Source organism: Paenibacillus silvestris (genome assembly GCF_009882985.1).
Lineage (GTDB): Bacteria > Bacillota > Bacilli > Paenibacillales > NBRC-103111 > Paenibacillus_E > Paenibacillus_E silvestris.
In genome coordinates this window covers 673,238-686,889 of record NZ_WTUZ01000040.1, presented here as the reverse complement: position 1 = coordinate 686,889, position 13,652 = coordinate 673,238, and the positions used below count along the sequence as shown (strand labels likewise).

Below are 13,652 nucleotides of genomic sequence, written 5' to 3'. Positions count from 1 at the left end.
TACGGAAGAATGCTTTTTTTTAATAACGGTTATCGTATTGTTTTTGAACAATGACTCGAACAGTATCAATTACACTATGATCATCGATATAGCGCAATGTAACTGTAATGTCCCCTGCTTTTGATCCAGTAACGACACCGTTGTTGATGGTGACAACGTTATTGTCATAGATCCATTCTAAACGATCTTTTAATTCTTCTTTCCATTTGGCAGGAAGAACGGTCGTTTCAGACCATAAGTCATACGTATTTTTATTCGTGTTCAGTACCAATCGAATAGGTCCTTCAGGAAGATCAATGCGAGTAAGACTTTGATTGATTTTAATATCTCTAGTATCATCCTTGCCGCCTACAAGTACTCTTACTTTGATAGTCCCTTTTACACCTCCTGTGAGAGTAACATCTTGGGTGTTTGTGCTGTTAAGGGTGGCTGATCCAGTTTCTTGCAGGATGAACCACTGAAAGCCGGAGTGAACCGCATCTGGTCGCTGAACGATGGCTCGTAAATCAACAGACTCCCCTTTATCGATGGAAATAACGGAATCGGGATTAGACTCGCCTGGTTCATTTTTCTTAACAATTGTCACTGAATGAACCGGGTTATCAACTTCAATTGTGAAGGCCTTCGTGTATGCATTACCGTGGTAGTTCACCGTTACTTTGCCTTTTACAGTACCAACGGCCTTGCCCTCAATGTTTCTTTGCAATTGTTGATTGCCTGAGAATCTAACTATGTTCTCGCTAGTGTCGTCTCTTTCCCATACCGCAGGTTCGAAATCATCATGAAGGAAATTCGTGCTCACAATGAGTTGAGAAGGCACATCACCGACATGAAGTGTAATCGGACTATTGATCGTAATAGCAGGTTGAGTAACTTGAATATGTATTTCATCTGTAAGATTGCTACCGTCCAGCGCTCTCACTTTAACAGTGGCTTCGCCTTCTGCTTTAGCTTTAATAGTGGCATAGCCTTCAAGCAGGCTACTGTTTACACCTTTATTCGTAATCTCAATGACATCAGTGTTCGTCGAACTCCACTCAAACAATGGGCTAGTTGCATATCCGGGCAAGTAATTGGCTTTCAGAGTTGAAGTATCTCCGACTTCCAATTGGGATTCGCCATTCAATTCTAAGGAAGTGATATTAGCATTGACGGTCACGGTATAGGTTTGCGTGTAGGTTCTCTTGTCTGTTGTGATGGTAAGCGTTATGGTAACTTGGCCAGGAGCGACAGCTTGTAAAACTCCGGTATCAGTATTACTTGACGTAAACTTCGCGACATTGTTATTGGGAGAGAACCATTGAATCGATTTGATGGTTTCATCCGGTGTTTTTACGAGTACTGAAAGAAGATTAATGGATTGATTGACATTCACGACATTCGGTCCTGTGATATTCAAGCCGGGTTGAATGACAGAAACGACAGACGTTGCGATAAGTCCGCTGCCATCCTTTGCGACAGCTGTAACTTTTGCAGTTCCAGCAGTGACACCTTTAATTTCACCACTAGCGTTGACCGTAACAATGGTTCCCTCATCCGTTGTCCAAGTGAAGTCTTCATTCCTTTGATAGGTAGCGTCGACTGGTAATACTTTTGGAATCAGTTTGGAGGAATCACCTTTTGCGATAGTGACGTTATCCAAAGTCAAGGACGTTAACTTCGTGAATGCGGTTATTACTTTGTTAGAGAAGAGAACACTTTGGTTACTTGAAGCAAAATCATTGTACTGTAGGCTGGCATTTGATAAAGAATAATCTCCTGCTCTCGTGGGCTTAACAACAACGGTGAAAGTTGAGCTATTCGCTACAAATTGATTGCCTTCCCTGCGGTATGGAATAGGGTCAATATTTCCATCAAGGGTATAGCCGCTTGTTAATGTTCCCGTTTTGGTGAAACCTGTAGGAACTGTAACAAGTTCTAAGTTCGCTGGGAAAGTTTCATTATAATGCAGCCCTGTAATTTTTAAATCATTTAGGTTAGTAGCTGCACTGTATGGCTTTGCTGTTGGATTAATGATGTAATTCACAGTCACAGGACTATTAACTTCAATTTTTTCAGCTGATATCGTGCGATCTGGCGTTAAACCAGTAGAGGTAATGACTTTGACAGCAACTTGTTTTGTTTCAAGAGCGCCTGCAGCGTCTTTGGTTGAGACTGAGATTGTCAAATCGCCGCCGCTTGCAGCTAGAGGATTAGGGAATGTTTTGGTAATTGTCTCACCTTTATTCGTCTGAGTATCCCCTAAAACTTTGACAGATTGATTAGTACCTGAAGCGTCTCTGTAATTAAAAGTAATGGAAGAGGTAACTTTTTTATCATTTAAATCCAAATCATCGGGTTTAAAAGTGACAGAAATTGAACTATTAGCTGAAATATAATTCTTTAATGATTCGTTGAAAGGAGCTGGAGATATGAGATCCAATGTAGGCTTATGATTTGAACCGATGAAAGCTCTGTACATGGTGTTAACGAAAAGCCTCTGTTCCCAATCTGGGAAGGAACTGTTTTTGGTTGTATTTACGAAATTGTGACCTGTCCCTGAATAAGTTACATTTCCTTTGGAGTAGGTATAATAATGATTCCAACTATCTTCAACGTCACGAGGACTGCCATTGATGTTGTACCAAGGAATCACCTTGGGATCATTCAGGTCCAGTCTAAAATACTGATCATGCGTTGTTGCCACGGATGGTGTCATTTCGCTTATAAAGAAAGGGAATTCCGTTAGCAGACCTTCATTTATTTTTACAGTTGATGTCGAAGTGTTAGTAGCATTGAGTCCCATATTCGTCATTGGACCTATTTGACCTGTGTCCGCTTGAAAATTAGTGATCCATGTTTGATTCCCTTGATAGACGGTATCGTGGGTGAACATAACGCCTTGACCTGTAGCGATAAATGATTTAACAGCTGCAGCTGCTGTTGCAGAAATGTCTGCAGTTCCGTTATAAGAATCGTTAAAACCGAAGATCAACATATCGTATTTGCTATTTAATGTATTGTATTCTGTCGAGTTAAAAGTATTGAAGTCAACGACTGAGATGTTGATATCGTAATCGTCTGAATGCAAATAATTTTGTTTTAAGTTTGACTCTAGAAGCAGGCTGCTGGTCTTACTAGTCGACTGTGAATTTGGAATAACTTGAAGCACTTTTATCGTTGGTGATTGGTCTTTATAACGGAACACACCTGAAGTGGAGTCCTTCAGTTTTCCAGTGCTGGTTTGATCAACGAGCTCTAAACGCCAGTAATAAAGCCCTGAGTAACCTTTTGGAAGCGTGAAACTTATTGTATTGTTGGTAAGGGAAGTTACTGGGACAGTTTGAACTAAATTGGAAGCATCGAATTTCAAGACACTATCGACACCTAAATACAAATTAGCTACCAAATTACGCTGACTGATATTTCTAACATTAGATACATTAAATGTATAAGTGAGTGTATCACCTGGTTTATACTTCGTTTCTCGATTAGCGCTCAGCGTGTAGTCACTAGGTTTACTCGTTAAATTTAGCTGAGGGCGAACATTCGCATTGACAAGCAAATTTGTTTTCGCAATAAATGCAGACGAAGTACCAATATCAGTATCATTTACAAAAATTACATTGCTTTTAGGTGTTGTCGTATTGTATGGATTAAACAAATTGTATAAATTACCATAAGACTTAGTCCAGTTACCATTGCTGTTTAAGTATCCTTGATACAAAGCACCACGTTTCGTTGAAGAGTCACTATAGACAATAACTGGTAGTCCTTTATTTATGTATTTATCTGTAATTTCCGTTGCTTTGAGAGATGTAATGTCATTCTCAAGATACCTTGTATTATGATTTTTTCCAGTCTCTGAGGTTGGATTAAATAAACTTTTACCAAAATAAATCGCATCATACTTGCCATCCAACTCATCGCGGAGTGCTACGAATTTTTTAATACTCATCGTTTCCAAAGTGAAATCGGAGTTTGCACTTAATTTTGAGGCCAAATCTGAGACGACGGCAGATGCATCTCCGCTGGAAGGTTTATCCAGATCTTTGATCTCAAGAATTTTCAATGGTTTAGTGAGATCGAAATAGGAAATTTGAAACTTTGTAAGTGAAGACGTGGAATTGCTTTGCTCCACATTGATCTCACCGCTGTTATCATCCTCTAAACTGAGATAGTAAGTTTTGAAACTTTCCGTTGGTTGGAAGGAGACCGTAGAGTCTGAGTTTGTAATTAATTTAAACTTTTGTTTGTTGCCAATTGTTTGGGATGAGGCTGTCAACGTGTCCTCTCTATTAGACCCAACAGTCACATATTTGGAATTTGCTCTTGATTTCAAAGCATAAATGCCTTCCCCTTGCTCAACTAAATCAAACAAATCGGATACCCATGGGTTCGTCTTATTAGCATAAAGCGAAGAACTGCTACTCGTATCTGTCGTCATGTACTTGCTGTTACTAACAGATTTCAATGCTACAGTTACAGTGTCTCCGGCAGCAGCTAGAACGGTTTGGCTCGGAAGCTCCGTGAACCCGAACCATGATATTGCCATGGATGCGATCAGTAGGATACTGATCTTTTTTTGTATGGCTGAAAACATACCTTTCTCTCCTCTCGCAGACTAAAATGTTATATCATTTATATGAGACTATTTTACTACTTTTTGGTCCTATAAATATACAGTTTGTGTCTATAATATCGAAAATATTTTAGGAAAGTATAAGGAAGTTGACGAAAAATACATAATTTTAATGATTTTTTTAAAGAGGATTATCCGAGAAGGGGAGCGAATTGTAACGTTAGAGGCAGTTTAGAACAGGAAAACTTGTCGAATCGACATAAATCGATAATAAATATATTCTAAAATGGTTCCCGATATTGTATAATGATTTTTATCTTGTTTTAATTAGGTAATTAGTCCTATAATATTCTTGGGCGAAATCAGTAATGGAGTTGATAAGGAAATGGCTCTTGTTAGGAAAAGATTGGGTGATTTGCTAGTAGAGAGCGGGATTATTTCAGAAACTCAGCTCCAAGAGGCACTTAAGGAACAAAGTAAAACGAAACAGAAGCTTGGGGACCTGCTGATCACGCAAGGGTATATTACAGAGCAGCAATTAATCGAGGTGCTGGAGTTTCAACTAGGCATCCCTCATGTGAGTTTGTTCAAATATCAGATTGATCCGGAAATAACCAAAATCATTCCTGAAAGCATGGCAAGGCGCTACCAAGCCATTCCCCTTCACAAAGAGGGCGGAAAGCTCATGGTGGCTATGGCGGATCCGCTGGATTACTTTGCAATTGAAGAAATGAGAATGAGCACAGGGTATCGCATAGAACCGGCAATTACGAGCAGGGATGAACTGCAGCGTGCGATTGCCCGTCATTATGGACTTCAGGATTCGATGAGCCAAATGATGACAGATATGCCGACGACCGAAGATATCAAGGAAACCGAAATTACGGACGAAGATTCTCCAATCGTAAGGTTGGTTAATCAAATGATACAGCAAGCGGTTCAGTTAAAAGTTTCGGATATCCACGTGGATCCAGGTGAGACAAACTTGGTCATTCGTTACCGAGTTGATGGACATTTAAGAACTGAGCGTGTGATTCCAAAGCAAATGCAAGGCTTTATTACTGCGCGTCTGAAAATCATGGCTAAACTGAACATCGCCGAACGAAGATTGCCTCAAGACGGTAGAATCAAAATGCAAGTGGATTATAAGCATGTAGATATCCGTGTTTCCTCTCTTCCTACCATTCATGGTGAGAAAATAGTTTTACGTATTCTAGACTTATCAACCGGCGTTAAGCCCATTGAGCAGTTAGGATTCGGAGAGCGTAACATGGGTGTTTTTCGTGAAATGATTGAGCAGCCTTATGGGATTTTGCTGATTACAGGTCCTACTGGAAGCGGGAAAACAACTACACTTTACTCTGCACTAAGTCACTTAAATCAAGAGAATGCCAACATTATTACGATTGAAGATCCCGTAGAGTACCAGTTAGAAGGTATCAATCAAGTACATGTGAATCCAACTATTGGCCTTAGCTTCGCAGCTGGTCTTCGCTCCATTTTGCGGCAGGACCCGAATATCGTCATGGTTGGTGAGATTAGGGACTCAGAGACAGCAGAAATTGCAATCCGTGCATCTTTGACGGGACATCTTGTACTGTCAACTCTACATACCAATGATTCCGTGAGTACGATTACTCGTTTTCGGGATATGGGGATAGAGCCATATTTGATTGCTTCGTCACTGATTGGCGTTGTTGCACAAAGGCTCGTTCGTAGAATCTGTCATGAGTGCAAAGTTGTTTATACACCGACGGAACAAGAGCGGATCTTCATGAATAACAGAGGGATACATGTCGAAAAGCTTCACAAAGGCAATGGATGCGGCAACTGTAATCGTACTGGATATCGCGGAAGGTTAGCCATCCACGAGATTCTCGTCGTGAACGATACGATGCGCCAGTTGATTAGTAACAAAGCATCTGTTCAGGAAATGCGGGACGCTGCACTGGAGCATGGGCTCATTCAACTAATGGATGATGGGATTCAGAAAGTACGACAAGGCATTACGACGCTGCAAGAGGTTATCCGAGAAACGGTTGCTTATTAACGAGAAAGGAGGTGTGGGTAATGTCAATTTCGTTAGAGCGGATCGTAAGTTTATTACAAACGGCACATGAGTCAAAGGCATCAGATTTACATCTTTCTGTAGGTTCGCCCCCAATCCTTCGTGTGCATGGCACACTGCAGCAATTAGGTAATGAATCGCTGCTAGCTGATGACACCCGTTCCATGGCAGAAGCTCTTTTGAATGCTGACCAAATTGATCGATTCAATCAAGCTGGGGAGTTAGACTTTTCGTATGAGCTTGAAGGATGTTCTCGGTACAGAATCAATGCCTATCGTCAAAGAGGACGCGTAAGTGTAGCCATTCGGACGATTCCAACGAAGATTCCATCTCTTGAGCAACTTCAGCTGCCAAGTGTGATAAGTGCATTAGCGTTGAAACCACAAGGACTTGTCTTAGTGACCGGGCCAACGGGAAGTGGCAAATCGTCAACACTTGCTGCCATGATCGATTACATCAATCGAACAGAGAAGAAGCATATTGTCACGTTGGAAGATCCGATAGAGTTTCTTCATGCTCATTCGTTATCCCTTATTGACCAGCGTGAAATAGGCAGTGATACAAAGTCTTTCTCGAATGGCTTGAGAGCGGCTTTGCGTCAAGATCCTGATGTTATTCTTGTTGGTGAGATGCGTGATCTTGAAACAATTTCAGCAGCGGTTACAGCAGCTGAAACTGGACATTTGGTCTTTGCGACCTTGCATACAACAGATGCACCGCAAACGATTGATCGCATCATCGATGCGTTCCCGGCACATCAGCAAGGGCAAATTCGTGTGCAGTTGGCAGCAGTTTTGGTCGGAGTCATCTCACAGCGATTGTTTCCCAAGCCTGGTGGCCTAGGACGAACTTGCGCTACGGAAATCATGATCAATACACCAGCTGTTGGCAATCTCATTCGTTCGGAGAAAATCCATCAGATCAAGAGTGTTATGCAAACTGGGCGGAGCTTAGGTATGCACACGCTGGACATGTCTATTAAGGAACAGATGCAGCAGGGACTGATTGATCCAATCGCAGCGAGAGCTTATCTTGCTGAGGGTGGTGTGATGTAATGTCAGAATATCTGTATGAAGTAAGGGGCAGCAGTGGCAAGCAGCTAAAAGGTAAAATATCAGCCTCTGATAAATCGACTGCGGTTGAGGAACTTCGTAAGAAAGGCTATATTGTTCTCTCTGTAAAAGAAGAACAGTTTAAAGCCCTTAAAACAGAGATCTACATCGGTAATCCGGTAAAAACGATACACTTTATTGTGTATTGTCGCCAGTTTGCGACTTTGATTAGGGCTGGGGTCAATATCGTGGAAGCAACATCGATCCTGGCTTCACAAACCGAAAGTAAGCCGCTTCGCAAGGCGCTAGTACAGGTTGCTTCGAATATTTCGAAGGGTGTATCTTTCTCTAGCTCGATCTCGGAGCATAAAAAGATTTTTCCACCGATGTTTGTCAACATGGTTCGTGCTGGGGAAGAGACAGGTGACTTGGAAGGCACGTTGGAACGACTTGCCAAGTTTTTTGAGAAGGAGCATGTGACCCGGGAGAAGATTAAGTCGGCGATGACTTATCCGGCAACCGTTGGTGGATTGTCTATTGTAGCTGTCATTTACCTGCTAAAGTCTGTTGTTCCTCAGTTTGTAACTACTTTCGAGTCTCTGCATGCAGAGCTGCCTTTGATTACTAGAGTTGTATTGAAGCTAAGCTATAGTATTCAACATCAGTGGTTTCTTTGGTTAGTTATATTGCTTGCAGTGATTATTGCTTACCAAGTCGTAAAAAGATTTGAAGCAGGCGCTTATGGGATTGACTACTTAAAGCTCAGAATACCTATTTTTGGTAAGCTAAAGCAAAAGGGTTCAATTGCCTTAATGACTCGAACATTATCATCATTGTATTCAAGTGCTGTGCCTGTACTACAGTCACTAGCAATAGTAGAAGAAGTAGTGGGTAACAAGGTTATTGGTGGTTTTATTAAAAAATCGGCGGAATCGTTACGGCAGGGAAATCCACTCTCAGAACCGCTTAAACAGGCTTGGGTATTTCCTCCTCTAGTCACACAGATGATTTCAATTGGGGAAGAAACAGGTGCTCTTGATCAGATGCTTGAGAAAGTGGCAGATTTCTATGAGATGGACGTTGAAAATACGGTTGATCGATTGAAGTCACTGCTAGAGCCGCTATTGCTAGTTTTATTATCGGGATTAGTTGGTGCGATTGTAGCTGCGATTATGCTACCAATGTTTAGTATGTACGATAAACTAGGTTAGTTAAGCAATTTTTTTAAAAAAATATCATACTGGAGGAAGCAAAAATGAAACTATTAAATCAATTAAGAAAAGACGAAAAAGGGTTCACTCTCATTGAGTTGCTTGCTGTAATTGTTATTTTAGCAGTTATTGCTGCAATTGCTGTTCCATATATTCTTGGCATCGTTGATAAATCAAAAGAAAATTCTGACGTGGCTATGTTCCATCAGGTGTATGAAGCTTCGCGTTTATATGTAGCTGCCGAAAAGAATGGAACAGCCCCGGACTTAGTAAAAGTAAAAACAGAGCTTGTAACAGCAAAATATTTGGAAAGTGGCATTGTTTTACCTAGTACAAAAAAAGCAATAAGCGCAGGTAAAGTTGAATATACCAATGGAGTACTAACTAAAGTTACGCTGTCGACAGAGGATGGGACATACACATTAGGATCTGCTGACGTAATTGCAAGTACTGGTAAAAAAGCGAAAGCTGCAGCAGGAGAAGAGTATACTTCTGAATAATCTTCTAAACAAAAAAAAGGAATCGGTCCATTCCGATTCCTTTTTTAAAATCAAAGAAAGCGACCCAACCAAATGACACTCCTCATCGAAAGCTATATCTTCATAATTGGTCTTGTACTCGGATCTTTCTTCAACGTAGTTGCGCTGCGAGTGCCAGCAAAACAGTCCGTCATCAATCCGCCATCGGCTTGCCCGAAATGCGGAACAAAGCTGAAATCCAGGGATCTCATTCCGGTAATTAGCTATCTTTTTTCCAGAGGCAAGTGCAGGCATTGTCATACAAGAGTTTCCATCCTATATCCCTTAGGGGAGCTTGCTACTGGCTTGTTATTCTTATGGGTGTACGTGCACCTTGGCATCACAGGAGAATCATTGGTTGCTTTAACGTTAGTTAGTCTTTTAGTTATCATCACGGTTTCGGATTTGTCCTATATGCTAATTCCTAATAAAATTTTGATGGTTTTCTTTCCCATTTTTATTGTTTTACGATTCATTTTTCCCGGAGATCAGGCTTGGTGGAGTTATGTGCTAGGTGCTGTAATCGGGGGTGGAGTTATTGTGTTAATAGCAGTTCTTTCGCGCGGCGGTATGGGAATGGGGGATGCCAAACTCCTAGTAGTCTGTGGAGCAGTCTTGGGCTTATCACATATCATGGTCGCATTTGTTTTGGCATGTATGATCGGCAGTCTGATAGGCGGGGTGCTGCTTCTGCTAAAAATCACCAAGAGAAAACAACCGATACCATTTGGCCCGTCATTGGCTCTGGGCATTTTGATTTCATACGGTTATGGATCGGATATGATAAAAGCTTACCTAACATTACTCGGATAGCAGGGTGTGATTAATATGTTCGGCTTAGGTACTAAGCGAATCGGGATTACGGTAGATCAAACGGGAGTCCGGTATGTTACTGTCAAAAAGAAAAAGACGAGGGAAATTGGATCGAGCGGCTTCCTTCCCATCCCGCAAGGGATTATTATTGAAGATCAAATTGTCAATTCGGAATCTCTGAGCCTGCAGGTTAAACAATGGGTAAAAGCGGAGAAGCTGAGGGGTGCTTCTGCGACCATAGCCATTCCGACCTCGCAAATTATCATTCGTAAAATGCGAATTCCAAGTATTAAGCCACAGGAATTGCGTCAACTGGTGGAGCTTGAAGTGGAAACTGCGTTGCGTCTGCCTTTTGAAGACCCTGTCTACGATTACATTAAGGTAAGCCATGATGATGAAAGCACGTTGGTTCTAGTGTTTGCAGCTCCCAAAAAATTGATTATGAGCTATGTGAAAGTGTTTGAGGATGCTGGGGTGCACGTGAAAGCGGCGGAGATATCAGCCACTGCCTTAGTAAGAGCGATTTCGTCGGAGCAAGGGGATTTTGAGGAATCCATGTTGGTTTCCTTAGATCGTGGCAATCTGGAAGTGTACATGCTGCAGAATGGTCATCCCATTTTTATGCGAGCGATTTCGCTTGTGGAACACGGTACAACGGTTGAAGATGAATTAACATCCGACCAGGTTGGGGAAATTATTGCAGAAATTTCTAGGATGCTGAATTTCTATCAATATAGCATTCAAGAAGGGAAAAGCCGAATTTCTCATATTGTCGTAACGGGTGTGAATCAAGGCAGAATTCAGCTTCATCAGGAGCTTGAGCAGGCTCTCTCTGAGCTAAAGGTGGAGAAGGTCGACTTTGATGTATACGCGAATGGACGGACAACAGATTTTAGTGCTAACGATTATCGTGTCACGATCGGGGTCGCTTTGTTTTCCAAGCAAAAAGCGCAAATTAACTTGCTGCCGCATCGAAAAACAGAGACAAAAATTAAATTTTTAATAGCTATTTTAGGCATGATGGTGTGGGTGGCCTGTGCGGCATTGATAGGCACAACTTATATGGATAATCAGAAAATAATAACTCAAAACACATCGAGACTAACGGCTCTCAATGCGCAAAAATCAGCTGCTGAAGCGAAATTAACATCAAAACCGTCAAATCAGGGGGATCCTGCAGCCTTTATTACAATGACGAGGGCAAATCGCAAAGATGTTGTAGCCATGATCGGAGATATTAAGAAACCGCTGCCGGTAGATGCTCAGATCAGCACAATTTCGTATTCATCAGAATCACAAATGACGTTAACTGTTGTTTTTGCGAACATGGAGGATTCGGCTCGTTACCTGTTTGATTTGCGCAAGTTGTCTTTTGGTGAAAATACCATGCTTCAGTCGATTACTGAGACGACAGTGGGTTCTACCAATGCAGCTGTAAATACCCAGACACCAGCAGACCCAGCAAGTCCTATTGTGGACAACCTGATTACAATTACGGCTAAGCAATATACAGTTAATTACGTAATAGCGTTCAAGAAAGCTGCACCTGCAAAAGAAGCGGGAACTAAGGGAGCTACGGAAGTGAAAGGAGAGGAGCTTACGAATGTCGGGCAAAAATAATACCAAGTCTCTTCTTCTTTTCCTCGCAGTCCTGCTGTTTCTAGGACTCTTTGCTTTCTACTATTTCTTGCAGCTGCCTTCAGCCAATAAAATCAAAGCGCAAGAAAGTGAAATAGCTACTGTAGAGAAACAGGTTCAACTGCTTACGAAAAAATTAAGTGAGAAGAAAGAAGATGCCGGTCCGTCTCTAAAAGACATTCAAGCCGCTCTTCCATTGTGGGACAATACGGAGCAGTTGACACTTGATTTAAATCAGATTAAAACGAGCTCAAAAGTAAATTTCAACTCTATTTCTTATGCGGTAAGTGACAAGAGTACAAAATCGCAGCAGACAGATCCGAACAGTAAAAACCCGTACCCGAATGTCAGGGAAGTCAGAGTGACAACTTCAGTAGCAGGGACGTTTAATGAAGTTACGGATGCCATTACGCAGCTGCAAGCTTTACCTCGATTAATTCGTGTGGATACGGTAAATTTCGGAAATCTACCCAAGGACTTATCGCGAAAACTGACCGTAAATCTAACGTTCACGGCTTATTTTGATCCATCGTATAAATCAAGAGTAGAGAAGGTCGAACTTCCGTATTAATTTGTAACTTTTGTGATTTTGAGGGAACTACAGTACGCTAATTCTTTAAAAAAGGTTAGTTTTCCTACGCGAGGGGAACTATGGTCCGCTAAATTCCTAATTTCTCCTGAAAAACGGATCTTGGTGAACAAATAAGAGCCTGTAGTTCCGTTCATAAGGAAAAATGCTCAATATTCTTCAAATAGCGGACTTTAGTTCCGTAGTGTGGACCGTCAGGAGCAATGTCCTGACGGTTTTTTTTAATTTTTATCGTGTTTGACCAAATGATCCATCAAATAGAAATTCGCTTACTGGACGACGAGTTGAAGGAGCTTCACGCTCTTGAAAGCGTTCGGGCAAAGCTTCAACAGGACCCCGATAGCCAACTGCTATTACGGCATGCGTTTGATAATCCTCAGGAATTTGCAGGATTTCACGCGCTTGGTTATGATCAAAACCACCCATTGCATGTGTAACTAATCCTTGGTTGTTAGCTTCTAGTGCCAGGTATCCCCATGCTGCTCCTGCATCGAAAGCGTGACTCGGGGAGTTATTTCCGTTAGAGGTTTTGGTATAGGAAATGACCAAAGCAAGGACAGGTGCTTTCTCACACCATTCCCGGTTTGCCGGGGCAATAAAGCTGTGGAATTTGGCTAGCTGCTCTTCCGTGCGGGCAACAATAAACCGCCATGGTTGAATATTACTGCCAGATGGCGCCCAACGTGCTGCTTCAAACAAGCTAAGGAGTACATCTTCGGAAACCTCTTGATTCGTGAATGAGCGAGGTGACCAACGGGTCAGGAATTGGGGATTGATCTCGTGATCCGGCTCGCGATTGGATTCGACTTCGGCGGGTAAAGATGTTGTCATGATGAATTCCTCCTTTTTTATACTATTCCTAATTTTACCTGATTTCTTGCTACAATACGAGTTTTGGAAAATAACCACGCGCGGTATGTGTTTTCCCTATTATGGCAAAGCTAGAAGCTGTGAAATAAAGTACCGAGAGAGGTGCGAGGAACCGTGAATTTTACTAGTCATGATGTTGTGATCATTGAAAGAGCTTTGAGAACTGCGATGAAACATGATTTGGAAGAGCACCGTTCTAGAGATTATCAGGAAGTTTTGTTGAAAATGCAAGAAAGTGCTATCCAAGCCTTTCAAGTCAACGCCCCCGTTGCGATAGCTGATCACGAAGGGATTCGGTATGATTATGATGATTCATCCGATCTCATGTAGAC

Annotated in this window: 10 protein-coding genes and 1 pseudogene; 9 read left to right on the top strand and 2 right to left on the bottom strand. The window is 41.8% G+C overall.

What is annotated here, in order from left to right:
• Positions 1 to 19: 19 nt before the first annotated feature.
• Positions 20 to 4,582: a DUF5057 domain-containing protein gene (locus GQF01_RS35155; RefSeq protein WP_161411963.1), complete on the bottom strand. Its 4,563-nt coding sequence runs from the start codon at positions 4,580 to 4,582 to the stop codon at positions 20 to 22.
• A 364-nt stretch (positions 4,583 to 4,946) separates the two neighbouring features.
• Between GQF01_RS35155 and GQF01_RS35150 the strand changes: the two genes are divergently transcribed.
• The 8 genes and pseudogenes from GQF01_RS35150 to pilO all read left to right on the top strand — a co-directional run bounded on the left by GQF01_RS35150 (position 4,947) and on the right by pilO (position 12,432).
• A complete protein-coding gene (locus GQF01_RS35150; RefSeq protein ID WP_161411962.1) occupies positions 4,947 to 6,611 on the top strand; it encodes a GspE/PulE family protein in 1,665 nt (554 codons plus the stop codon).
• A gap of 20 nt (positions 6,612 to 6,631) precedes the next feature.
• On the top strand, positions 6,632 to 7,684 hold the full coding sequence (locus GQF01_RS35145) for a type IV pilus twitching motility protein PilT (RefSeq protein WP_161411961.1): 1,053 nt from the start codon (positions 6,632 to 6,634) through the stop codon (positions 7,682 to 7,684).
• Positions 7,684 to 8,892: a type II secretion system F family protein gene (locus GQF01_RS35140; protein WP_161411960.1), complete on the top strand. Its 1,209-nt coding sequence runs from the start codon at positions 7,684 to 7,686 to the stop codon at positions 8,890 to 8,892. The genes GQF01_RS35145 and GQF01_RS35140 overlap by 1 nt, the downstream gene beginning before the upstream one ends.
• Before the next feature lie 44 nt (positions 8,893 to 8,936).
• A complete protein-coding gene (locus tag GQF01_RS35135; RefSeq protein ID WP_161411959.1) occupies positions 8,937 to 9,392 on the top strand; it encodes a type II secretion system protein in 456 nt (151 codons plus the stop codon).
• Between the two features lie 72 nt (positions 9,393 to 9,464).
• Positions 9,465 to 9,683: pseudogene (locus GQF01_RS37005) on the top strand (prepilin peptidase); the annotation flags it as partial.
• 81 nt (positions 9,684 to 9,764) lie between these two features.
• Entirely contained in the window at positions 9,765 to 10,223 is a 459-nt protein-coding gene (locus tag GQF01_RS37000; RefSeq protein WP_328803606.1) for a prepilin peptidase, read from the top strand.
• Positions 10,224 to 10,238: 15 nt separating this feature from the next.
• A complete protein-coding gene (gene pilM, locus GQF01_RS35125) occupies positions 10,239 to 11,843 on the top strand; it encodes a pilus assembly protein PilM (RefSeq protein WP_161411957.1) in 1,605 nt (534 codons plus the stop codon).
• The gene (pilO, locus tag GQF01_RS35120) at positions 11,827 to 12,432 is read left to right on the top strand and encodes a type 4a pilus biogenesis protein PilO (RefSeq protein ID WP_161411956.1); all 606 of its coding nucleotides are present in this window, start codon (positions 11,827 to 11,829) and stop codon (positions 12,430 to 12,432) included. The genes pilM and pilO overlap by 17 nt, the downstream gene beginning before the upstream one ends.
• A gap of 246 nt (positions 12,433 to 12,678) precedes the next feature.
• Here pilO and GQF01_RS35115 read toward each other — a convergent pair whose 3' ends face one another.
• Positions 12,679 to 13,281, bottom strand: a complete 603-nt coding sequence (locus tag GQF01_RS35115) for a nitroreductase family protein (protein WP_161411955.1) — start codon at positions 13,279 to 13,281, stop codon at positions 12,679 to 12,681.
• Positions 13,282 to 13,434: 153 nt separating this feature from the next.
• Here GQF01_RS35115 and GQF01_RS35110 point away from each other — a divergent pair, with 153 nt between their 5' ends.
• Positions 13,435 to 13,650, top strand: coding sequence for a hypothetical protein (locus GQF01_RS35110; protein ID WP_202556835.1), 216 nt, complete (start codon positions 13,435 to 13,437; stop codon positions 13,648 to 13,650).
• Positions 13,651 to 13,652: the final 2 nt, after the last annotated feature.